A 23807-nucleotide genomic window follows, 5' to 3' on the forward strand; every position below is an offset into this window, starting at 1 on the left:
GCGTAATTCTCTGTTATCACAAGAGATTATCTAGCAGCCGTTCCTTGTTTTCCGTGTCACTGCGAAAAACCGGCCCATTTACTCAAAAAGTGAGCGGCGGATTATAGCTTATCTTCCAGCCATGTCGACACGCTGGACAGAGCCTTGTCGAGATTTTCCGGTTGTGTACCGCCAGCCTGAGCCATATCCGGCCTGCCGCCACCTTTGCCCCCCACTTGCTGGGCAACAAAGTTCACCAGTTCGCCGGCTTTGACTTTGTCGGTGAGATCTTTACTCACGCCAGCAATCAGGCTGACCTTTTCACCTTCCGCTACCGCCAGCATCAACACCCCGGAACCCAGTTTGGTCTTCAGGCTGTCCATCAGGTCTCGCAATGATTTGGCTTCCACACCGTCCAGTTTGGCCGACAGAAGTTTCACGCCTTTTATTTCCACGGCGCTGCTAAGCAAATCCGCGCCGGCCTGGCTGGCAAGCTTTTGCTTCAACTGCTGAATCTCTTTTTCCAGCCCTTTGGACTGTTCCAGCAATTGCCCAACCCGCTCTGGTAAGCCAGCCAGATCGGATTTCAATTGACCGGCCATACTTTGCAGTTGCGTGCTGTGTTGCTGGCTGAAAGCCAATGCGCCAGCACCTGTCACGGCTTCGATACGGCGCACTCCGGAGGCAATGCCGCTTTCACTGATAATACGGAACAAACCAATATCGCCGGTACGCTGCACATGGGTACCACCACATAGTTCCATGGAAAACTCGCCCATGGAAACCACCCGCACCTCATCGTCGTATTTCTCACCGAACAGCGCCTGCGCACCGGCCGCTTTGGCATCTTCTATAGCCATCAGCCTGGTGCTGAGATCATGGTTCTGACGCACCTGCTGGTTCACCAGGTTCTCAATCTCAATAAGTTGTTCGCGACTGACTGCTTCAAAATGGGAAAAATCAAAACGCAGTCTGTCTGGCTGAACCAATGAACCTTTCTGGTTAACATGCTCACCCAACACTTGTTTCAATGCGGCATGCAGCAAATGTGTGGCACTGTGGTTCAGTTTGATAGCCTGACGACGCTCCGCATCGATTTGCGCATCCACCTTGTCGCCAATGCGAATGGCTGTTTCGGCGACACCTTTATGGGCAATAGCATTACCCAGTTTGACCGTATCGGTTACCCGAAATACGCCATTTAACAGCTTAAGCACACCAGTATCACCAACTTGCCCACCGGATTCGGCATAAAAGGGAGTGTTATCTAATACCACTATGCCCTGTTCACCGACGGCCAGACTGGCCACCGCGCTTTGCAGATTAAACAGCTCCAGCACTTGCGCCATGCCTGCTTCATTGTCATAACCGGTGAACTCAGAACAGTTCTCGCTGGTGAGCTGTGCGTTGTAATCCGCACCAAAGTTGCTGGCCGCCTGCGCGCGTTTGCGCTGCTCGGCCATTGCAGCTTCAAAGCCCTGCTCATCAATGCTGTAGCCTTTTTCACGGGCCACATCATTGGTTAAATCAGACGGGAAGCCGTAGGTATCGTAGAGTTTGAACACCAGCTCACCCGGAATGACCTTGCCATCCAGACTATCAAGAGCGTCGCTGAGAATTTGCATACCGCGCTCAAGAGTACGGGCAAACTGCTCTTCCTCGGCTTTAAGCACCCTTTCGATACTGGCTTGCTGGGTTTTCAGTTCAGGATAAGCTGCGCCCATCTGTGTCACCAAAGACGCCACCAGCTTGTAGAAGAAAATATCCTGAGCGCCTAACTTATAGCCATGCCGTACCGCGCGGCGAATGATGCGGCGCAGCACATAGCCACGCCCTTCGTTGGACGGCAGTACACCGTCAGCAATCAAAAAGCCACAGGAACGAATATGATCAGCCACCACGCGCAGGGATTTGTCCTGCAGGTCTTTTGCGCCGGTCACACTGGCGGCATCTTTGATCAAAGCCTGGAATAGATCGATTTCATAGTTGCTGTGCACATGCTGCAAAATGGCAGAGATTCGCTCCAGCCCCATCCCCGTATCAATAGAAGGCTTGGGCAGAGGCTCCATGCTACCGTCGGCCTGACGGTTAAACTGCATAAACACCAGATTCCAGATTTCGATAAAACGATCGCCATCTTCTTCCGGTGTTCCAGGCGGGCCACCCCAGATATGTTCGCCATGATCGTAAAAAATCTCTGAACAGGGACCGCAAGGGCCGGTATCGCCCATTGACCAGAAGTTGTCCGAGGTGCCGATACGAATAATTTTGTCTTTCGGAATACCGATTTCTTTTTCCCAGATTTCAAAGGCTTCGTCATCTTCGGCATACACTGTGACTAATAGCTTGTGTTTGGGCAATTTCAGTTCTTCAGTCAGAAAGTTCCATGCCAGGGCAATGGCTTCTTTCTTAAAATAGTCGCCGAAGCTGAAATTCCCCAGCATTTCAAAGAAGGTGTGATGCCTGGCCGTATAACCGACATTCTCCAGGTCATTGTGTTTACCGCCGGCCCGCACGCAGCGCTGAGAAGAGACCGCACGAGTGTAAGCGCGCTTTTCCGCCCCCAGGAATACATCTTTAAACTGGTTCATACCTGCGTTGGTGAACAGTAACGTGGGGTCGTCCGCAGGCACCAATGAGCTGCTCGCCACTTTCTGGTGACCATGTTTGGCAAAGTAGTCCAAAAATGCGCTTCGAATTTCAGCAGTGCTAATAGTCATTTAACATCCCGGAGAAAAAACAGTGAAAAATAAACCTTGAAATCAGTGCGGACAATATCATGAAATCTCGCTGACTGTCAGGTGCAATCATAAGTAAATAAAAGGGCTGCCAGCGCCCATTGCGATCTTTTCTGGCACTTCAGTGGCATTGCGCTATCCAATCGCTGAAACTAACAATTATTCTGCTTCACATGCATAACGAATCTGCTCACTGCTAAAGCCTTTGTATTGCAGATAGCGCATTCTTTTTTGTTGCTCTTTCCAATCCGTTGCAGGGCGAGAATACTTGCGTTGATACAGCTTTTTGGCCGTTTCAAACCAATCCACCTGTATTGCTTCAAGTGCATGCTGAATATGGTTATCGGCCACTTGTCGCTGCCTGAGCTCGGCCCTGATACGCAATTCCCCCTGGCCCTTAGCGACCCTTTGCCGAACAAAACTTTCAGCAAAACGTAAATCAGACTGCCAGCCGCGTTCAATAAATTCCTGCAACACTTGTCTGCCCAGCTCTGCGTCCAGTTCCCGTAACGCCAACTTGGTCAGCAATTCGGCCTGACTGTGCTCACGTCTTGCCAGCAGGGATGTCAGGGTTTCCCGGATGATCTTGCGATCAGCATCTGTCATAGTAATCCGCAGTAACATAGTTTCCCCATATATTGTAACGCCGGGTCGGTATGGATTTGAAATTCAGTTTTATCGATAGCCTTAAACGGATCTGTCCTACAGCGTGGCAAAAGCTGGCGGCTGATGCCGGGCCTTTTCTGCACTATCATTTTTTATCGGCATTGGAGGCGTCTCAGTGTGTGGGCGGCAGTAGTGGCTGGCAACCCAAACATTTACTGATAGAAGACAATCTGGGTATCGCGGCGGTGATGCCACTTTATGAGAAATGGCACAGTTACGGCGAATATGTGTTTGACTTTGCCTGGGCCGATGCTTACGCAGCTCAGGGGCTGGATTACTACCCCAAGTTGCTGGCTGGCATCCCATTTACGCCGGTGCCCGGTGACCGTTTGCTGGTCAGGGCCGATCTTAATGTGCAATTACTGTGGCAAGATGTTGTAGGGTATCTGCAGCAGCAATGTCAGTTGCAGCACTACTCTTCGGTCCATCTGCTGTTTTTGCAGCAAGCCGACTCAGACCAACTTCAGCCACTGAACTGTGTCCAGCGCCACAGCATTCAGTTTCATTGGTATAACCGCCGTTACCACAACTTCGGCGAGTTCGTTGCCACCTTTAATTCAAGAAAGCGCAAAAACCTGCTCAAGGAGCGGCGTAAACTTGCTGACAGCGGACTGACCTTCAGACGGTTAAGTGGTGCTGACCTCAGTGCTGCAGACATGGACGACTTTTACCAATGCTACTGCAATACTTACCTCAAACGTTCCGGCCATACGGGCTATCTGAATCGCGCATTTTTCAATGCATTGGTGCAAAGTATGCCAGAACAGATGTTGCTGGTGCAGGCCCACAAAAACCAGCAATTGCTGGCTTGTGCTCTGCTTTTTTATGATGACAAATGCCTGTACGGCCGCTACTGGGGCTGCATAGAAGAAGTGGACGGGCTGCATTTTGAGCTTTGCTATTATCAGGGCATTGAATTTTGTATAGAGAAAGGTCTGCTCGTTTTTAACCCAGGTACACAAGGAGAACATAAATTACTGAGGGGCTTTGAACCAACCTTATGTTTCAGCAATCATTGGCTGGCCCATGCCCGGTTGCACTCGGCAGTGCACAATTTTATTCAGCATGAGAAACAGCAATTGGCCAGTTACAAAGATAATGCCATGCAGTTTTTACCTTTTGCCAGAGGCTCACAGCACTCTGGCTGAGCGCATCGCTCAAAAGACTGCTACCTTTTAATAAAAAGTGCTGGCAGTAACTTGTGAAATACTCAGGCTATATCAGTTTTGTACTGCTATTGATTTGTTCCTTTGCTGGCTTCGGGCAAACACTTATTCTTGGCGTATCGGAGCGCCACGAAAGCGGCTTGGACCGACCTGGCGAGTACCGGTTAGCCTGGCAGTTAACTCAGCAAGTGCTTGGCGACAACCAGGAGTTCAAGCTCACTTTACAATCAATGCCCTGGGCCTGGTCGCAAAGTCAGTTGCAGCAGGGCAAACTGGACGCATTGTTTTTTGCCGCCATCACCCCAGAGCGGGAGCAATGGGCTCAGTTTACTGCACCATTAGCTATCTCAAGAGCAGGTTTCTTTCGCTTATCCAGCCAGCCCTTTGCAAGTGCCGAACAGATCCGCACATCGGATTTGCTTGTAGGGGTTATTGAGGGCTCGGCACAAAGTCAGTTTCTGCGCGACAGTGGTTACAATAACCTATATGGCTTGGTGGAGAGCGACGCACTGCTGCAATTGCTTAAAGGTGGCAGGGTGAAGCACATCTTTATCGTGGAAACCCTGGCCCGTTATTACTGCAGTGATAAAAGTGGACGGCGACAAAACTTGTGTCTGGAAGCTGGGGACATGCCTATGGAGGCAGGTATTCATATTATGGGGCGCCAGGGTAATGCCAACTTCGGCCGTTTCACCAGGGCGTTAAACAAAGGACTGAACAAGCTGGTATCGGAAGACCGGGTTTGGCCGCTATTTGAGCAAAACGGTTTATCCAGACTTAGCTATCAGAAGTGGCAGCAAATCCTTGACCGCCAAATGGCCTTATCGCCTTAAGGCATCTTCTGCCAAACCAATAATTGATTGTTAGCCGGCATCTGTACTCTTTGCCCTAAGCTTAGTGAGGTTCCCGCCAGCCAATCCTGCAACTCATTGATATCGCGAATTCCACCATAGCCCTGCGCTTTTAGGTGCAGATCAAATTGCTCATTGCTGTCACTGGTGTACTGACCATCAATATTAAAAGGTCCGTACTGGCAAAATACCCCGCCGCAGGGTAAGTGCTCAGCCACCATCTCCATCATCAATCGGGCTTGCTGCGGCTGCATAATATGTGTGGTATTGGCGGTAAACACCGCATCCGCTTGGGTATCCGGCCAGTCATCTTCACCAACAGTAAAATTTAGCGGGCGACGCAAGTTGTCACAGGGAAACTCATCAATCCAGGCATTAATACCGGCATGATTGTGCGGCATATCACTGCACTGCCAGACTATAGGTGACAGTGACGGGGCAAAATACACCGCGTGCTGGCCCGTTCCGGATCCGATCTCCAGTACATGCCTGACATTACTGAAACGAACCCGCAGAAATTGCAGTATGGGCTGTTTATTATTTTCACAGGCCTGACTAAAAGGCTTTGACATACCAGCATCCACAAAACGCTAAACAGAAATCATACCTAAAGCTATTGCATTACCCAACTCATTGCAGTCGACTAATGTTTAAATAACAGACATTAAGTGTCAGATATATTTACACAATTTAATATCCAACGTCGAAGTGGAGCATAAACAATTGTTTTCAAATAACTTTACATGTTGGCCCAACTTGTGCCTAAAGCGGCAGCGCTATACATATTTCACCAGAAAAAGTTGTTGTTAGTAGGAAGTTAATTGATGTTATCTATTCGTCGCACTTTTGGTGCCGCCATCTTTACTATGTTTTCCCTGCAAGCTAATGCCGGTTTGATTCACCAATTTGATTTTATCAATATGGACGCCCCTGAAGTGTTACCCCAGATTGATATGTACGATGCTGGCTTAGCACTACAGGTGAGCGGCTGGACCACCAGCTTCAATTCTGATGGCGAGCAAAAAGAATCCTGGCAGCCGGTTAGCTATCCCGGCATTTTTTATGCCGACCTCGGCTTGGGTCTGATTTCCTCCGACGATGACGGTCCATTTCTGGATGGCGGCAGCTCATCATATTATGATGAAGATCCTGATGAAGGTTTTCTGTTGGTATTTTCCCATACCGTCTCTTTAGACATGATGTTTTTTGAAGGTGTCGGCAGATCAGATGATATTAATATTTCCCTGGTAGATTTCAGCAGCGGTATACCTGAGTTGCAGATAAGCTTCCATGACATTGAACCAGAGTTTGGTGTAATAGCCGCAAACGACCCGTCAAGTGCTCTGGTTGGTAAGGCATTTATGCTGTGGGTTGACGGAGATGATGATTCCGTTGCCTTGGCGGGCTTACAGGTCACCCGCGTTCCTTTGCCTGCCACTGCCCTGCTGATGGCGCTGGGCCTGGTGATGTTACGCAGGTTCCGTCGCGGCTAAAAACACCGGTTCACTTGGCTCTCAGCACAAATATCCAAGTCTGCTAAAGTCGCCGCCGCAAACTACCGGGCGGCGCTTTGTCCCACCTTCAGTGACTTTAATCTACTCAGAAAATCTTGCCCTTGTGGCCCTTCTATCGGCGCCCAGGCGGCAAAGTCTTTATCCTCCATCGCCTGGTAAGGGCCCTGTTTAACTTCAAAAAAGGTCGCGGGTTCATCACCAGGCACAACGGTATGCCAGGTGTTAGCCGGGATCTCCAGCCCTCTGAGTGGGCCATCCGCATTGAGTTCATACCTTTGTAGTAACTTTCCCGACTCATCAAAGATCAAGAATGCCACTTGCCCCTGCAACATCAAAAAGCATTCCCATTTTTCCAACTGACTATGCCGGTGCGGACGTACATAAGAGTCTGGCATCAGGGTAATAAACAGTCTTTGTACCGGGTCATTCAAATCCTGATGAATATTGTGATTTAACCGCCGTCTGGGGCTCTCATTGGCCCCCTGTTGAAGCAATTGAAACAATTCTTGGTTAAAAAATTTTACAGACACTAACCTTACACCATCTATTTCAATGAACTGTCAGTAATGACTGACACGAGTACAGAGCCAATCTTATGAAAATACTTCAAGTAATCACAATAATACTATGTGTATTAGCCTATGGCGTTGAAGTTGAAGCAAAAGCATGTAAAAAAGGTAAGCCTTGTGGGAACTCATGTATCTCTAAAAACAAGACTTGTCGAATTGGAACAACGCACTATTCACCGAAGAGAGTCTACAGCTTTCCTCAGTCGTCAAAAGACCCCGCCTCACCCAGCAGCCCCTCAGTGTCTTATGGCCAGCCTTATCAATATGATTACAAAACACCAGCTCGTTCTAAAACCTACGCGGTCAAAGCATCGAGCCTAAATGTAAGAGAAAAGCCAAGCACTACCGCGAAGATTATAGGCACTCTTATTAGAGGAGATAAAATTCCTGTCTTCGATGTTTCTGGAGAATGGGGTGCAGTTATTTACAAAGGGGAGATTGGTTGGATACATCTAAATTTTCTAGAATGAGGGAGCTCATGCTCCCTCCCTGACAACTGACATCTAACAACGGCTAACTTAAATTCGGCGCCAGCCACTTCTCAGCAGTCTGCGTATCCCAGCCCTTGCGCTGCGCATAGTCTGCCAACTGGTCAGCTTGAATCTGCGCTACGGCAAAATACTTACTTTGCGGATGGGCAAAATACCAGCCGGATACCGAAGCACCGGGCCACATGGCATAGCTGGATGTCAGTTGCATACCGATCCGGCGCTCTACATCCAACAAATCCCAGATTTTCTGCTTCTCGGTGTGTTCAGGGCAGGCTGCATAGCCGGGCGCCGGGCGAATACCCTGATACTTCTCGCGGATCAACTCATCGTTATCCAGATTTTCATCCGCTGCATAGCCCCAGATTTCCTTGCGTACCTTTTCATGCAGATACTCGGCAAAGGCTTCTGCTAAGCGGTCAGCCACGGCTTTAACCATAATAGCGTTATAGTCATCCCCTGCGGCTTTATAGGCATCGGCCAGTTCATCTTCACCAATGCCGCCGGTAACGGCAAAAGCGCCGGTATAGTCGGCAATGCCACTGTCTTTGCTGGCAATAAAATCACTCAGGCAGTAATTGGGAAAATCCGCCTTTTCGGTTTGCTGGCGCAAATGACAAGCCCGGCTCAGCACCTGGCTACGGCTTTCATCTGCGTAAATTTCAATATCATCGCCGACCCGGTTGGCCGGGAAGATACCCACCACCCCTTTGGCCTGAATTTCGCCAGATTGAGCAAAACGATCCAGCATGGTATTGGCATCGGCAAACAGTGTTTTTGCCTCTTCGCCCACCACCTCATCGTCAAAGATACGCGGGTATTTACCGGCCAGTGACCAGGTCAGGAAAAACGGTGTCCAGTCAATATAGCGGCGCAATGTAGCAATATCCGCCGTGACTTCCTGCACGCCAGGTTGATTGGGCGACTTGGGTTGATAGTCGCTAAAGTCCAGTTTGACGTCATTAGCACGGGCCTGCTCCAAGGAAACAGGTTTGGTACGCGGCTTTTTACGGGCATGCTGCTCACGAACTTTGGCATATTCCAGTGACAGCTCAGCGGCAAAATCGGCGCGCCCTGTAGCTGAAATCAGTTTCTGACACACCCCTACCGCGCGGGACGCGTTAGGCACATACACCACAGGGCCATGATAATTCTGTTCAATTTTTACCGCGGTATGGGCTTTGGACGTGGTCGCGCCGCCAATCAGCAGCGGTAACTCAAAACCCTGACGCTGCATTTCCTTGGCCACATGCACCATTTCATCCAGCGACGGGGTAATCAAACCAGATAAGCCAATCATATCGGCCTGTTGTTCGCGGGCGGTTTGCAGAATCTTCTCGCAGGGCACCATCACACCAAGGTCAATCACCTCGAAGTTATTACATTGCAGCACCACACCAACAATGTTCTTGCCGATATCGTGGACATCGCCTTTTACCGTGGCCAGCAGGATCTTGCCGTTGGAGGAACCGGCACTTTTTTCCTTTTCAATATAAGGCTGCAGGTAAGCCACCGCGCGCTTCATCACCCGCGCCGATTTGACCACTTGCGGCAGGAACATCTTGCCCTCTCCGAACAGGTCGCCCACCACATTCATGCCGTCCATTAACGGCCCTTCGATCACATGCAGGGGTTTCTCGGCTTGCTGGCGGGCCGCCTCGGTGTCTTCTTCGATAAAATCGGTAATACCTTTTACCAGCGCATGTTCCAGGCGTTTGTTCACCGGCCAGCTACGCCATTCCTGGGTTTCTTTTTCTACCTCTTTACCGTCGCCTTTGTATTTGGGCGCCAGTTCCAGTAACCGGTCGGTGGCATCGGGGTGACGATTAAGAATGACATCCTCAACGGCTTCGCGCAGTTCCTTAGGGATATCATCATATACCGCCAATTGTCCGGCATTGACAATGGCCATATCCATCCCGGCCTTGATGGCATAGTACAGAAACACCGAGTGCATGGCCTCGCGCACCGGCTCGTTGCCGCGAAACGAGAATGATACGTTAGACAGGCCGCCGGAAATATGCGCATGGGGCAAATGCTGACGAATCCTGCGGGTGGCATTGATAAAGTCCACCGCATAGTTGTTGTGCTCTTCAATGCCGGTGGCCACCGCAAAGATATTCGGGTCAAAAATAATATCTTCCGGGGCAAAGCCGATTTTCTCGGTGAGCAGCTTGTAACTGCGCTGACAAATTTCAAACTTACGCGCTTCGGTATCGGCCTGGCCGGTTTCATCAAAGGCCATCACCACAGTAGCAGCGCCATAACGCTTAATCAGTTTGGCCTGATGCAGAAACTGCTCCTCGCCTTCCTTAAGACTGATGGAGTTAACAATGGCCTTGCCTTGCACGCACTTCAGGCCCGCCTCTATCACCGACCATTTGGACGAGTCGATCATCACCGGCACCCGGCTGATATCCGGCTCGGAGGCAATCAGGTTCAAGAAACGCACCATGGCAGCTTCTGAGTCCAACATGGCTTCGTCCATGTTGATATCGATCACCTGGGCACCGTTTTCCACCTGCTGGCGGGCCACATCCAGGGCGGTTTCATAGTCGCCTTCCAGAATCAGGCGTTTAAAGCGGGCGGAGCCTGTGACGTTGGTACGCTCGCCGACGTTGATAAAGTTGGCGCTGGCTTGTTGAGTCATGCTTACCTCGGTCTGTTACTGTACAAAGGGCTCTAGGCCGGACAGGCGTAATCTGACCGGCAGCTTTGGCGCGGTTCTTGGCGCTTTACCCGCGACGGCATCGGCCAGCACACGAATATGCTGTGGCGTGGTACCACAACAGCCACCGACAATATTCAGCATTCCGGCATCGGCCCATTCACGAATATGTACCGCCATTTCTTCGCCGTCCATATCGTATTCGCCAAATTCATTGGGCAGACCGGCATTGGGGTGGGCAGATACCGCACATTCGCACACATCACTGAGCTCCTGCACATACTGGCGCAGCAAATCCGGCCCCAGAGCGCAATTAAGACCAAAGGACAGCGGCTTTATATGGCGCAGTGAATAATAAAAAGCTTCGGTGGTTTGCCCGGACAGGGTACGCCCCGACGCATCGGTGATGGTACCTGAGATCATCACTGGCAAGCGCTGTTCGCGCTTTTCAAATACATTTTCCACCGCAAAGGCGGCTGCTTTGGCATTTAAGGTATCAAAGATGGTTTCAATCAGAATAATATCTGCACCGCCTTCCATCAGGGCCTGAGTAGCCTCCTCATAGGCTGCCACCAACTCATCAAAGGTGACATTACGTTTGCCTGGATCATTCACATCTGGCGAGATTGAGGCGGTGCGGTTAGTGGGACCTAACACCCCGGCGACATAGCGGGGGCGTTCAGGCGTACTGTATTTGTCGCAAGCCTGCCTGGCCAAACGGGTGGCCTCAAGATTAATTTCATACACCAGCGCCTGCATATCATAATCCGCCATGGCGATAGAGGTGGCGTTAAAGGTGTTGGTTTCCAGAATATCGGCCCCTGCAGCCAGATACTGTTCATGAATGTCAGAAATAATCTCTGGCTGGGTTAATACCAGCAAATCATTGTTGCCCTTGATATCCATATGCCAGTCGGCAAAACGCTGTCCGCGATAATCGGCTTCTTCCAGCTTATGCTGCTGGATCATGGTGCCCATGGCGCCATCCAGGATCAGGATGCGCGATTTCAGGGCCTCTTCGATGGGCTTAAGCTTCAACTAAACAATCCTCTTTATGCCTTTCAGGCAATATCCGACAGGTTATACGGGGTTTCCTGATACACATAGTAATTCAGCCAGTTGGTGAACAACAAATTACCATGGGAGCGCCAGGTGACCAATGGCGGCTTGCCAGGGTCATCGCCAGGGAAATAATTATCCGGCACAGCAGGCGACAGGCCACTATCCAGATCGCGCTGATACTCACCTGCCAGGGTATCAGGGTCATATTCTGGGTGACCGGTAACAAATACCAAACGCTTGTCCTTACTGGCTGCCAGGTAAACCCCGGCCTTGTCTGAGGTGGCCAGTACCTTGATATCCGCTAATGACAAATAGGTGTCTGTCGGAATTTCCCCAAAACGGGAATGGCAGGCGTTGAATACCGGGTCGAAACCGCGCAGCAGTTCATCGTGCTCCTGATTAACCTGATGCACAAACACGCCAGAGAGCTTATTTTCGCGCAGACGCCGGTCAATACCATAGTAATGGTACATGGCTGCATGGGCGGCCCAGCACAAAAACAGGGTGGACTGCACATGGCGTCGTGCCCAATCCAGTACCGATTGCATCTTATCCCAGTACTTAACATCTTCATAATCCAGCAAGGCCAGCGGTGCGCCGGTGACAATCAGCCCGTCATACTTCTTCTGCGCTACATCTTCAAATTGGTGATAAAACGCATCCATATGGGCTTTCGGGGTATTCTTCGGTGCTTCGTTGTCAATCCGAATTAAATCCACATTGATTTGCAATGGCGTATTGGACAGCAGTCGCAACAGTTGCACTTCGGTCTCAATCTTATTCGGCATCAAATTCAGAATACCGACTTCCAAAGGACGAATATCCTGATGGGCCGCACGGTCCATCCCCATCACAAAAATGTTCTCTTCGCCTAAAACATCTTGTGCAGGTAAGTCATTGGGTATGCGAATTGGCATGGTAGTGCTCCGAACAAGTGAACGAATAGGCCGCCCCGGCGCTATGGCGATCTTGCCAAGACGTCTGGAAATGTCAACCTCTTTACGTCTAGACGTCCAAAACAAGTGTGATAAGATGGAAATCAAAGTTCACAGTCTGTCTTTGCGGTACGTCAGCGCCGCCGTTACCCCGCGTGCAGAGGATCGGTTTGTAAAAGGTGACTTTTAAATCAAGAGTAAAACCTATAGCTTATACACCTGTTAAAAGACCCTGAAGGACCAGATAGCGTGAACTGGCAACTGGCTAGACAATTTCCTTCCCTGGTGTGGATTATGATCCTCGGGGTATTCTTTTCACGTGGTACCTTCTTTATGGTCTGGCCCTTCATGGCCATTATGCTTTACCAGAAGTTCAACCTGAACGAATGGCAAGTGGGCCTGACCATGACCTTGTCTGCCGTATCGGCCGTATTGGTGGGGTTTTACGCCGGGGCACTCACCGACAGGCTGGGGCGTAAAACCATGCTGCTCACTGCCGGGGTGCTGGCAGTACTGGCTTTCAGTCTGCTTGCCGTTGCCGATCAGGTACTGCTTTATGCTATCTGCATGGCCTTTTGCGCCATTAGCCGGGAGATTTGGGAACCACCAGCCAAAGCTATTATCAGTGATATGCTGCCAAGTAGTGAAATGCGCGAGATGGCTTTTCAATTACGCTACTTTTCCATCAATGTGGGGGCGGCACTGTTTCCCCTGGCGGGCGTATGGCTGGGTTTTTCCGGCCAGCAGCATACATTTTTTGCCGTTGCAGCCGTGTACCTTCTTTTACTATGGGTTGTCTGGTGGGGGTTTCGTCGCCCTTCGTCCCCCAAAACTGCGGCAGCCAGCATTGTGCCCCTCAGACAGATATTAACCGTACTTAAGCAGGATAAGCTGTTTTTGCTGCTGGTTGCCGCCAATACTTTAGTGGCATTTGTCTTTGCGCATATGGACTCATCCCTGGTTCAGTATCTGAGTCGTGAAGGATTGGACAACGTGGTGCAGTTAGTCGGCACCCTGATTTTCACCAACGGTATGACGATTGTCTGTTTTCAATTTGTGATGGTCAGACTGATGCAAAAACGCAGTTTGACTCACAGAGTGCAAGTAGGCATGGTACTGCTGACACTTTCCCAGTTAAGCTATGCCCTTAATCCGGTAGAATGGTATTGGGGCTGGATAGTTGCCACCTTTTTACTGAGTCTGGGCGAATGCGTGCTGTTTCCGACCATGAACATCCAGATCGACCGCATTGCGCCGCCCAATATGCGCGGGGTTTACTACGGTGCTGCGGCAATCTATTCGTTGGGATTTGCTACCGCCCCTTATATTGGCGGTCTGCTGCTCAAGGCCTATGGCGGCCCCGCACTGTTTCTTTGCACGAGCTTTTGCTGTTTGGCGGTGTTCGTTCTTTATCAACAGGTTAGACGGGCTGAACGACAAGCATTGCAGTTGTCTGACGGGCCATTGGAGAATCAGGGATGATTAAACTTCTGCAGCATTTACCCCTTGTGTGGGTACTGTGGTCACCTCTTCTGATGGCCAAGCCAACATCCTTAGTAGCTGCGGCCCAGGCCCGCACCCAGATTGAAGTTAACTATAATGGTAGTTACCGTAAGCTGGCCTATCCAGGCGGCGATGTGCCTGACAATATCGGTGTTTGTACCGACCTGATTATCCGCAGCTATCGCGCACTTGGTGTGGACCTGCAACAATTAGTGCACGAGGATATGCTGGCTAATTTTTCCTTATATCCATCCAAACGCATCTGGGGCTTGCAAAAACCTGACAGCAATATTGACCACAGGCGAGTCCCCAACCTGCAGGTATTTTTCAGTCGACAGGGCCTGACATTGCCAAATTCACAGGATAAATCAGACTATCAGCCCGGCGATTTGGTGACCTGGATGCTGCCAGGCAATCTGCCTCATATAGGTATAGTCAGTACCAGTAAAGCTGCAGATGGAACACCATTAGTACTGCACAATATCGGCGCAGGGCCAGTAGAGGACAACCGGCTGTTCAGCTTTCCTATCACCGGACATTACCGCTATTTTCATCAGTATTCCAACCAACAAAACTGATAAAAGTGAATCCATACTATGAATGCCTGAAAACAAAAAGGCCCGAAAACGGGCCTTTCTCACAAACAAGCTAATGCTTACAGTACATCTTCAGAAACGCCTTCCTCGGCTTTAACTGTTTTAGCCAATAACAGTTTGTCACGCAGTTGCTTTTCAATCGCCTGAGCAATCTCTGGTTTTTCCTTCATAAATTTCACCGCGTTGGCCTTACCCTGGCCGATACGTTCGCCATTATAGCTATACCAGGCCCCGGCTTTTTCCACGAACTTGTGTAGCACGCCCATGTCCACCAGCTCGGCTTCTTTGCTTATCCCTTCGCCGTACATAATATTAAATTCGGCCTGCTTGAAGGGTGGCGCCACTTTGTTTTTTACCACCTTCACGCGGGTTTCGCTGCCAACAACTTCATCCCCCTCTTTCACCGCACCAATACGGCGGATATCCAAGCGAACCGAGGCATAGAATTTCAGTGCATTACCACCAGTGGTGGTCTCGGGGTTACCGAACATCACACCAATTTTCATACGGATCTGGTTGATAAAAATACATAAGGTATTGGAGCGCTTAATATTACCGGTCAGCTTACGTAGTGCCTGCGACATCAGACGAGCCTGTAACCCCACATGAGAGTCACCCATTTCACCTTCAATCTCAGCTTTAGGCGTCAGGGCTGCCACTGAGTCTACTACCACCACATCCACGGCGCCTGAACGCACCAACATATCGCAAATTTCCAGCGCCTGTTCACCGGTATCCGGCTGAGATACCAGCAGCTCTTCCACATTCACGCCAAGCTTACCAGCATAAACAGGGTCAAGTGCATGCTCGGCATCCACGAAGGCGCAGGTTTTACCCATTTTCTGTGCCTGGGCAATCACTTGCAGTGTTAAGGTAGTTTTACCAGAAGACTCAGGACCGTAGATTTCCACTACCCGGCCACAAGGCAGGCCGCCAATCCCCAGCGCCACATCCACACTCAAAGAGCCAGTGGAAATAGCTTCAATATCCATCGCCTGGTTATCGCCCAGACGCATTATGGCACCTTTACCGAATTGTTTTTCAATTTGTCCCAGGGCGGCTGACAAGGCCCTGGCTTTATTATCTTCCATTGGTCGCTCCTTCTCTGAGCAGGTTGACAGTCGTCATTAATTGAATGCAAGTATACTGTATAGCCATACAGTTACAAGGGCCTGATGGAAAATTTGTGTAGATTGGCGTTTAATAGGATGCCGCCCCTGCGGCTATACCAACAAGGGCGGTGCCTGGCGGCGATGCTGTTACTTAGAGAATCCTCTATTGCCATAACGTCTGGCAAACTTCTCTATGGGTAAACCATTGCATTGCACGTCGTCGACTCTACCATTAAACATACTTTGCTTAACCTTTTCATAGGTCTCTTTAGAGGTCACTGCAGCAAAGCACAGCTCGGATTCGCGGCTATCCTGAGTCTTCTCGAAGGTGTACACCACAACAGATTTGCCCGAGGTGTTGTCGCGGTATTTCTTGGCAAATTCTTTTAAGGTCATGCCGTTACAGCTGAAGGTTTGCAATTCTGTTTGGTTAAATCCAAATTCTTCAGCTTTAGCTTCCATTGCGGCATCAGATTCAGCTGCAGCAATGCAAATCGCAGTTAAATTGGAATTGTCGCCACTAACCAAATCAGCAGCCAAAGTGAATGGACTGGTGCACAGCGCCACAACGGACAAAACAAGGAGTGATTTTTTCATTATTGGGTTTCCCAGATTGAATAATTATTATCATTAACAGTCGGTCAATTGGAACCGATGTTAATTAAACCTAATCCAGGAATACCAGTTACGCAAAATCATCCATAAAATAACCATTAATCAACTGGTTGCTGTTCAATAACAGGCCATTCTGAGCGAACTTAGCGCCCATATGCCAGTTTGGATACTTGTTGCTTGCTGCCGGCACTATGTGCAACCGTCAGCGAATAGCTTCAGCCCCAAACCTCAGGGCAAATTCCACCGCTTGCTGGCGAATTTGCTGTCTATCGCCCTCAAAGCGCTGCAGAACACTTTTTGTTTCGCCCTTCAAGGCCAGGCCAAACCACACAGTGCCAACCGGCTTCTCCGGGCTGCCACCGTCCGGGCCCGCAATACCGCTAACGGCAATGGCCATGTCAGCCTTGGCGGCATTTAATGCCCCCTGAGCCATTTCTTCAACGGTCTGGGCTGATACTGCGCCGTGCACCACCAGGGTGTCAGATTGCACACCAAGTAAATCCTGCTTGGCCTGATTAGAGTAGGTGATAAAGCCGCGTTCAAACCAGGAGGAACTTCCAGAGACGCTGGTAATGGCGTATCCTATGCCCCCTCCGGTGCAGGATTCAGCGCAGGTCATTGTCCAACCCTTTTGTTTAAGGGTGTCGCCCAACTCACCGGCCAGGCGCAGGCTCGTTTCTGTCGTCATCTTTTCTAATCCCGACAATAACAAAGAATAGCGTCATTATGCCCTCTGATAATTTTGCCATGCAAGCCGGTCTTTTTAACCAACAGCAGCTCGCCCAGCATACGCCGATGATGCAGCAATATCTGCGCATCAAATCTGAACACCCGCAGATTCTTTTGTTCTATCGTATGGGTGACTTCTATGAACTGTTCTACGACGACGCCAAACGGGCCGCCCAGTTGTTGGACATCTCGCTGACGGCCAGGGGTAAATCCGGCGGCGATCCGATTCCCATGGCTGGTGTGCCTTACCATGCTGTGGAAGGCTATCTGGCCAAATTGGTCAAACTGGGACAATCCGTGGCGATTTGTGAGCAGGTTGGTGACCCGGCCACCAGCAAAGGGCCGGTGGAACGCAAAGTAACCCGTATAGTCACCCCGGGCACTATCACTGATGAGGCACTTTTAGAAGACCGGCGGGACAACTTGCTGGCTGCTGTCTGGCAAGACAAGGCCGGTTTCGGCTACGCCACGCTGGAGTTATCCAGTGGCCGTTTCAGCCTCTGTGAACTAAAAAACGAAGAAGCCCTGCAGGCAGAATTACAGCGCACCCAACCAGCAGAGCTGCTGTATCCCGAAGGTATGGCAGCATTTAACCTGATTGAACAACGTCGTGGCCTGCGTCGCCGCCCTCAATGGGAGTTCGATCTGCAAACCGCCATCACCCAGTTGAACCAACAGTTCGGCACCCGGGAATTAAGCGGCTTTGGTGTGGAAAATGCCGAATTGGGTCTGTGCGCCGCCGGTTGCGTAATGCAATATGTCAAAGATACCCAGCGTGCCGCCCTGCCGCATATTCGCGCCATTCGTTTGGAAACTCAAACCGATACCGTGCAAATGGACGCCGCCACCAGGCGTAATCTGGAATTGACCCAGAACCTGGCCGGTGGCATCGAAAATACCCTGGCCTCGGTACTGGACAAAACCAGCACAGCCATGGGTAGCCGCCTATTGCAGCGCTGGATCCACCGCCCACTCACCAATATTCAGGCTCTGAAGCAAAGGCAAGACAGCATTCAGGCCCTTTTAGACGCCGATATCAGCGAACTGAAAGACTATCTGAAGCAGGTCGGCGACATAGAACGGGTATTAGGGCGTCTGGCTCTGCGTAGCGCCCGGCCCAGAGACTTCGCGCGCCTGCGCCAGGCGTTTGCTCAGCTCCCTGCTATTCGCACTTTTTTGGCCAGCCTGAACTGTCCGCCCATGGACAACCTTGGCAGGGAAATCAACGAATTTCCGGCCCTGCTCGACCTACTGGAACGCGCCATTATCGACAACCCGCCGGTCCTGATCCGTGATGGCGGCGTGATAGCCCCCGGTTTTAACGCCGAATTAGACGAACTCCGTGCGCTGTCCAAAGGTGCCACAGATTATCTGGAGCGTTTGGAGGAAAGGGAAAAACAGCGCACTGATATTCCCACCCTGAAGGTCGGCTTTAATAAAGTGCATGGCTACTATATCGAAGTTAGTCGTGGCTACGCCGATCTGGTACCAGCAGAATATGTACGCCGTCAGACCTTGAAGAACAATGAACGCTACATTATTCCCGAGCTGAAGGAATATGAAGACAAGGTCCTGACCAGTCAGGGCCGCGCCCTGGCCCTGGAAAAGCAACTTTACGATGCGCTGTTTGATGAATTGCTGCCACAACTGTTTGAATTACAGCTTAGCGGCGCAGCACTGGCCGAACTGGATGTATTGAGCAATCTGGCCGACTGCGCCCTGCGTTTTGATTACCAGCGTCCACAGTTCAGCGAAGAGCCAGGTATCCAGTATGATCGCGGCCGCCATCCGGTGGTGGAACAGGTGCTTAACGACCCTTTTATTGCCAATCCACTGGCTCTTGGCAATCAGCGCCGCATGCTGATTATTACCGGGCCGAATATGGGCGGTAAGTCTACCTATATGCGCCAGACCGCTCTGATTGTGCTGATGGCGCACATGGGCAGCTTTGTGCCAGCCGAAAATGCCCGGCTTGGCCCGGTGGACCGAATCTTTACCCGCATTGGCGCATCAGATGATTTGGCTTCCGGTCGCTCCACCTTTATGGTGGAAATGACCGAAACCGCCAATATTCTGAATAATGCCAGTGCCAACAGCCTGGTACTGATGGATGAAATCGGCCGCGGCACCAGTACCTATGACGGCTTATCACTGGCCTGGGCCACGGCCTGTTATCTGGCCGAAAAGATTCATGCCTTTACCTTGTTCGCCACCCATTATTTTGAAATGACGCAACTGGCTGACAGCATGCAGCAGCTGGCCAATGTACATCTGGATGCGGTGGAACATGATGATGGCATTAGCTTTATGCACGCCGTGCAGGAAGGCGCAGCAGACAGGAGCTACGGTTTGCAAGTGGCCATGCTGGCTGGCGTACCTAAGCCCGTGATTCTGGCAGCCAAGGCTAAATTGCAGGAACTGGAGCGGAATGAGTCCCAGCCGTCGGGTAACATCGCCCCTGCCCCGCCAGCCCAATTGGACTTTATTCAGCAACAAGACCCGCTACGCAAGCATCTTAAGCGCCTGAATCCAGATGAACTTAGCCCCAGGCAGGCATTGGATATGCTGTATGAATTGAAACGCCTGGCTCAGGATTAACCTCTGCCACTTGCAGGGCGCAGCCTGGCTTCGCCCTGCATATATCCACCAAGCTGACCAAGCAAGATTTCGACCTGATTCTCGTGTTTTAGATTGAGAGATATCCGCTAATTGCGTATACTGTTTTCCCGTCCTGATAAGAATTCCACGCGCCTTGATGCAATCCACTTCTAGTGGATGGTTTTGCGTTGTGGCATGGATTTTCGATTAACTCCCAAGTCTTAGGTTTCGCATGACAAACTATATTTTCGTGACGGGTGGTGTGGTTTCATCACTGGGTAAAGGTATTGCTGCCGCTTCCCTGGCTGCTATTCTGGAGGCCCGGGGCCTGAAAGTAACCATGCTGAAACTGGATCCTTATATCAACGTGGATCCAGGCACTATGAGCCCAATTCAACACGGTGAGGTGTTTGTTACCGATGATGGCGCCGAAACCGATCTGGATTTGGGCCATTACGAACGCTTTATCCGCACCCGCATGACCAGCCGCAACAACTTCACCACCGGTCGGGTGTATGAAGAAGTGATCAAACGCGAACGTCGTGGCGACTATCTGGGTGCCACCATTCAAGTTATTCCGCATATTACTAATGAAATCAAGCGCCGGGTGATTGAAGGTGCCGAAGGTGTGGATGTGGCCATTGTCGAAATTGGTGGCACAGTGGGCGATATTGAATCCCAGCCCTTCCTGGAAGCTATTCGTCAACTAGGCACTGAAATTGGCCGCGAGCGCGCCATGTATATGCATTTGACCCTGGTGCCTTATATGGCCGCCTCTGGAGAAGTGAAAACCAAGCCGACTCAACACTCAGTGAAAGAGCTGCGCAGCATTGGTATTCAACCGGATATTCTGGTCTGTCGCTCCGAAGCCCAGTTACCGGCCAACGAACGTTCAAAAATCGCCCTGTTTACCAATGTGGCAGACAAAGCGGTTGTCAGCTTAAAAGATGTAGACAGTATCTACCGCATCCCAGCCATGCTGAAATCTCAGGGCCTGGATGAATTAGTGGTTAAACGTTTTGGCCTGAGCTGCCCGGAAGCCGACCTGGCAGAATGGGAGCAGGTGCTTTATGCCGAGTCCAATCCCAATGGCGAGGTGACCATTGGCATGGTGGGCAAATATGTGGCGCTGCCGGATGCCTACAAGTCAGTGAATGAAGCATTAAAGCACGCCGGGTTAAAAAATCGCCTGACGGTCAATATCCAGTATATTGATTCGCAGGACATTGAGAGCAAAGGCACAGACTTACTGGCTGGCCTGGATGCTATTCTGGTGCCCGGCGGTTTCGGTGAACGGGGTATTGAAGGCAAGATTGCCGCGGCCCGCTACGCCCGTGAAAATAAAGTACCGTATCTGGGTATCTGCCTGGGTATGCAAGTGGCAGTGATTGAATACGCCCGTAATGTGGCTGGTCTTGAGAATGCCAACAGCACCGAGTTTGATACCAGTACGCCAAACCCGGTGGTAGGCCTGATTACCGAGTGGCTGGATGCCGACGGCAGCACCGAAACCCGCACCGAAAATTCCGATCTGGGTGGTACCATGCGACTGGGTAGCCAGTTGTGCCATTTGATCAAAGGCAGTAAAGTGCATGCCATGTACGGCAGCGAGACGATTTATGAGCGTCATCGCCACAGATACGAAGTAAACAATAACCTGCGTCCACAAATAGAGGCAGCGGGTCTGAAAGTGACGGGATTGTCCACCGACAAGCGTTTAGTCGAAATCATCGAAATAGATGATCATCCATGGTTTGTCGCCGGCCAGTTCCACCCTGAGTTCAACTCTACCCCGCGCGATGGTCATCCTTTATTTGAAGGGTTTGTGGCCGCCGCCGGGCAACATCATAAAAGCAATAATTGATGGGCGTAGCCTGCTACGCCTGAGCGAATAATAATATCGCCCAGCCGGGCGATTTATCTTTTATATTCAGAGGCAACAATGTCACAAATCAGTAAGATTATTGGCCGCGAAGTGATGGACTCACGCGGTAACCCCACGGTTGAAGCAGAAGTTTATCTGGCCAGCGGAGCCTGGGGCCGCGCTTGTGCACCCAGTGGTGCCAGCACCGGCTCCCGTGAAGCACTGGAGTTGCGTGACGGTGACAAAAGCCGTTACCTGGGCAAAGGCGTATTAAAAGCCGTCGCTGCAGTGAATAATGATATCCAGGCAGCCCTGCTGGGTAAAAGCAGCCACGATCAACAAGCTATTGATGCCGTGATGATTGAGCTGGATGGCACCGAAAACAAAGAGAAACTGGGTGCTAATGCCATTCTGGCCGTGTCACTGGCCAACGCCAAGGCCGCCGCCATGGATAAAAACATTCCGCTTTATCAGCATATTGCCGAACTGAACGGTACGCCGGGTCAGTACAGCATGCCGGTGCCAATGATGAATATCATCAATGGTGGTGAGCACGCCGATAATAACGTGGACATTCAGGAGTTTATGGTACAGCCTGTGGGCGCGGCCAGCTTCCGTGAAGCCCTGCGTATGGGTGCCGAGATCTTCCACAGCCTGAAAAAGGTGTTGTCAGCTAAAGGCCTGAATACCGCCGTGGGTGATGAAGGTGGCTTTGCTCCTAACCTGAAATCTAATGAAGAAGCCCTGGCCGTAATTGCTGAAGCGATTGCTGCCGCCGGTTACGAGCTGAATAAAGACGTGACCCTGGCGCTGGACTGCGCGGCCTCCGAGTTCTACCACGATGGCAAATACGACCTGAAAGGTGAAGGCAAAGTATTTGACTCAGAGTCTTTCGGCGATTACCTGGCTGAACTGACCACCAAGTACCCTATCGTGTCTATCGAAGACGGTCTGGACGAAAGCGACTGGGACGGCTGGGCCAGCCTGACCAAGAAGATTGGCAACAAGGTGCAGTTGGTGGGTGACGACTTGTTTGTGACCAACACCAAGATCTTAAAGCGCGGTATCGACAACGGCATCGCTAACAGCATTCTGATTAAATTTAACCAGATTGGTTCACTGACCGAAACCCTGGAAGCCATTCGTATGGCCAAAGACGCCGGTTATACTGCAGTGATTTCGCACCGTAGCGGCGAAACAGAAGATGCCACTATTGCTGATTTGGCAGTGGGTACCGCCGCTGGCCAAATTAAAACCGGTTCATTGTGCCGTTCTGACCGCGTTGCCAAGTACAACCAATTGCTGCGTATCGAAGAGCAATTGGCTGGCAATGTGGCCTATCATGGCCGCAAGGAAATCAAAGGCCAGGCCTGAGATTAGAAAGGGGGCAGCGGCCCCCTTTTTGCATCCTTATGCAGTCCAATCAAACCGATATTTTTCGCGATGACAAAGCACAGTTGCAGTATGCGGAGCTGTGCAATGCTCTGTATGAACGCGAGCTCCTTGCCCTGTCTCAAAACGCCAGTCTGTCACTACTACAACGCCGTCTTAAAGGCTTAAGTCATCATATCAAGCGAGTTGCCGCAGGTATGTTGCAACATGCCGGCCCCTTACAACTGGATATTCATAACGCCAGTTGGCAGGCCAGGCAAAGCGCGCATTGCCCCCAGGGCAAAGATAAAATCGATACACTGCACTGGTTTAAACAACATGCCTGTTTTGGCCTGCCCGTGCCGGTCTGGCAGCATCACCTGGGTATTGAACATCTGGAGCTGGACAGCATCGACCGTCTGGAACTGCAGAACGACAGACTGCATCTGAACAAACATGGCTGGTTTCATTTAGACGGCTTGCCGCAGCCACATAGCGTCGACAAAGCCCTGCTGGTGCCAGGCAAAACAACCCTGAGCGCCGCCTGTTGTGGCCATAGCTGGAAACACGCCCACAAGTCCCTGCCCCGCACCTTAAGCCTGCGCGAACTGCGCCTGGCCAACCAGATTAATTGGAAAAGCCTTAAACAACCGCTTTAACCCGTTTTTAAATGATGACAATTTAAGCTGACACAGAGCGTTGAACACCCTCTAGCCATCAGCTCACAACTGAACAGTCCCCAATAAACCAGACAGGGTTTGGCATTTTCTAGTTGTTGGGCTT

20 protein-coding genes are annotated in these 23807 nt (G+C 50.9%); 10 read left to right on the forward strand and 10 right to left on the reverse strand.

Translation table 11 applies throughout. From position 1 onward, the window contains the following. Nucleotides 1-101: 101 nt before the first annotated feature. Together alaS and CSR04_RS20925 are read right to left on the reverse strand one after the other, a co-directional pair. On the reverse strand, nt 102-2699 hold the full coding sequence (alaS, locus tag CSR04_RS20920; protein WP_102798290.1) for an alanine--tRNA ligase: 2598 nt from the start codon (nt 2697-2699) through the stop codon (nt 102-104). Between the two features lie 177 nt (nt 2700-2876). Continuing rightward, a complete protein-coding gene (locus tag CSR04_RS20925; RefSeq protein WP_216362611.1) occupies nt 2877-3341 on the reverse strand; it encodes a regulatory protein RecX in 465 nt (154 codons plus the stop codon). A gap of 32 nt (nt 3342-3373) precedes the next feature. Here CSR04_RS20925 and CSR04_RS20930 point away from each other — a divergent pair, with 32 nt between their 5' ends. Together CSR04_RS20930 and CSR04_RS20935 are read left to right on the forward strand one after the other, a co-directional pair. Next, on the forward strand, nt 3374-4531 hold the full coding sequence (locus tag CSR04_RS20930; protein ID WP_102798291.1) for a GNAT family N-acetyltransferase: 1158 nt from the start codon (nt 3374-3376) through the stop codon (nt 4529-4531). A 53-nt stretch (nt 4532-4584) separates the two neighbouring features. After that, nucleotides 4585-5382, forward strand: coding sequence for a substrate-binding periplasmic protein (locus tag CSR04_RS20935; protein ID WP_102798292.1), 798 nt, complete (start codon nt 4585-4587; stop codon nt 5380-5382). Here the strand turns inward: CSR04_RS20935 and CSR04_RS20940 are convergent. After that, a complete protein-coding gene (locus CSR04_RS20940; protein ID WP_102798293.1) occupies nt 5379-5972 on the reverse strand; it encodes a DUF938 domain-containing protein in 594 nt (197 codons plus the stop codon). The genes CSR04_RS20935 and CSR04_RS20940 overlap by 4 nt on opposite strands. A 252-nt stretch (nt 5973-6224) precedes the next feature. On the opposite strand from CSR04_RS20940, the gene CSR04_RS20945 reads away from it, so the two are divergent. After that, nucleotides 6225-6893, forward strand: coding sequence for a hypothetical protein (locus tag CSR04_RS20945; RefSeq protein WP_102798294.1), 669 nt, complete (start codon nt 6225-6227; stop codon nt 6891-6893). A 62-nt stretch (nt 6894-6955) separates the two neighbouring features. Here CSR04_RS20945 and CSR04_RS20950 read toward each other — a convergent pair whose 3' ends face one another. Then, nucleotides 6956-7444 (reverse strand): WbuC family cupin fold metalloprotein, encoded by a 489-nt coding sequence (locus tag CSR04_RS20950; protein WP_102798295.1) that lies wholly within the window; start codon nt 7442-7444, stop codon nt 6956-6958. Between the two features lie 65 nt (nt 7445-7509). Between CSR04_RS20950 and CSR04_RS25035 the strand changes: the two genes are divergently transcribed. After that, complete coding sequence (locus CSR04_RS25035; RefSeq protein WP_172449451.1) at nt 7510-7953, forward strand: SH3 domain-containing protein; 444 nt, start codon at nt 7510-7512, stop codon at nt 7951-7953. A 43-nt stretch (nt 7954-7996) separates the two neighbouring features. Here the strand turns inward: CSR04_RS25035 and metH are convergent, their stop codons facing one another. Genes metH through metA form a run of 3 tightly spaced genes read right to left on the reverse strand, consistent with a single transcriptional unit; the run spans nt 7997 to nt 12618 of the window. Continuing rightward, a complete protein-coding gene (gene metH, locus CSR04_RS20960; protein WP_216362612.1) occupies nt 7997-10621 on the reverse strand; it encodes a methionine synthase in 2625 nt (874 codons plus the stop codon). Nucleotides 10622-10636: 15 nt separating this feature from the next. Then, entirely contained in the window at nt 10637-11677 is a 1041-nt protein-coding gene (locus tag CSR04_RS25135) for a homocysteine S-methyltransferase family protein (RefSeq protein ID WP_281259803.1), read from the reverse strand. 23 nt (nt 11678-11700) lie between these two features. Next, nucleotides 11701-12618, reverse strand: coding sequence for a homoserine O-acetyltransferase MetA (metA, locus tag CSR04_RS20965; RefSeq protein WP_102798296.1), 918 nt, complete (start codon nt 12616-12618; stop codon nt 11701-11703). Nucleotides 12619-12885: 267 nt separating this feature from the next. Here metA and CSR04_RS20975 point away from each other — a divergent pair, with 267 nt between their 5' ends. Beyond that, nucleotides 12886-14118: an MDR family MFS transporter gene (locus CSR04_RS20975; RefSeq protein ID WP_102798298.1), complete on the forward strand. Its 1233-nt coding sequence runs from the start codon at nt 12886-12888 to the stop codon at nt 14116-14118. Between the two features lie 53 nt (nt 14119-14171). Then, a complete protein-coding gene (locus CSR04_RS20980) occupies nt 14172-14717 on the forward strand; it encodes a DUF1287 domain-containing protein (RefSeq protein WP_102798374.1) in 546 nt (181 codons plus the stop codon). A 77-nt stretch (nt 14718-14794) separates the two neighbouring features. Here CSR04_RS20980 and recA read toward each other — a convergent pair whose 3' ends face one another. From recA to pncC, 3 genes are all read right to left on the reverse strand, one after another. Then, the gene (recA, locus tag CSR04_RS20985; protein WP_102798299.1) at nt 14795-15826 is read right to left on the reverse strand and encodes a recombinase RecA; all 1032 of its coding nucleotides are present in this window, start codon (nt 15824-15826) and stop codon (nt 14795-14797) included. Between the two features lie 168 nt (nt 15827-15994). Next, on the reverse strand, nt 15995-16444 hold the full coding sequence (locus tag CSR04_RS20990; protein ID WP_102798300.1) for a hypothetical protein: 450 nt from the start codon (nt 16442-16444) through the stop codon (nt 15995-15997). Nucleotides 16445-16664: 220 nt separating this feature from the next. Then, nucleotides 16665-17150, reverse strand: coding sequence for a nicotinamide-nucleotide amidase (gene pncC, locus CSR04_RS20995; protein WP_102798301.1), 486 nt, complete (start codon nt 17148-17150; stop codon nt 16665-16667). 38 nt (nt 17151-17188) lie between these two features. On the opposite strand from pncC, the gene mutS reads away from it, so the two are divergent. The 4 genes from mutS to CSR04_RS21015 all read left to right on the forward strand — a co-directional run bounded on the left by mutS (nt 17189) and on the right by CSR04_RS21015 (nt 23683). Next, nucleotides 17189-19789, forward strand: coding sequence for a DNA mismatch repair protein MutS (gene mutS, locus CSR04_RS21000; RefSeq protein ID WP_102798302.1), 2601 nt, complete (start codon nt 17189-17191; stop codon nt 19787-19789). A 232-nt stretch (nt 19790-20021) separates the two neighbouring features. Then, nucleotides 20022-21653 (forward strand): CTP synthase, encoded by a 1632-nt coding sequence (locus CSR04_RS21005; protein ID WP_102798303.1) that lies wholly within the window; start codon nt 20022-20024, stop codon nt 21651-21653. Nucleotides 21654-21731: 78 nt separating this feature from the next. Beyond that, complete coding sequence (gene eno / locus CSR04_RS21010) at nt 21732-23027, forward strand: phosphopyruvate hydratase (RefSeq protein WP_102798304.1); 1296 nt, start codon at nt 21732-21734, stop codon at nt 23025-23027. A 38-nt stretch (nt 23028-23065) separates the two neighbouring features. Then, nucleotides 23066-23683, forward strand: coding sequence for a hypothetical protein (locus CSR04_RS21015; protein WP_102798305.1), 618 nt, complete (start codon nt 23066-23068; stop codon nt 23681-23683). Nucleotides 23684-23807 lie beyond the last annotated feature (124 nt).

Source organism: Bowmanella denitrificans, from assembly GCF_002887595.1.
Lineage (GTDB): Bacteria > Pseudomonadota > Gammaproteobacteria > Enterobacterales > Alteromonadaceae > Bowmanella > Bowmanella denitrificans.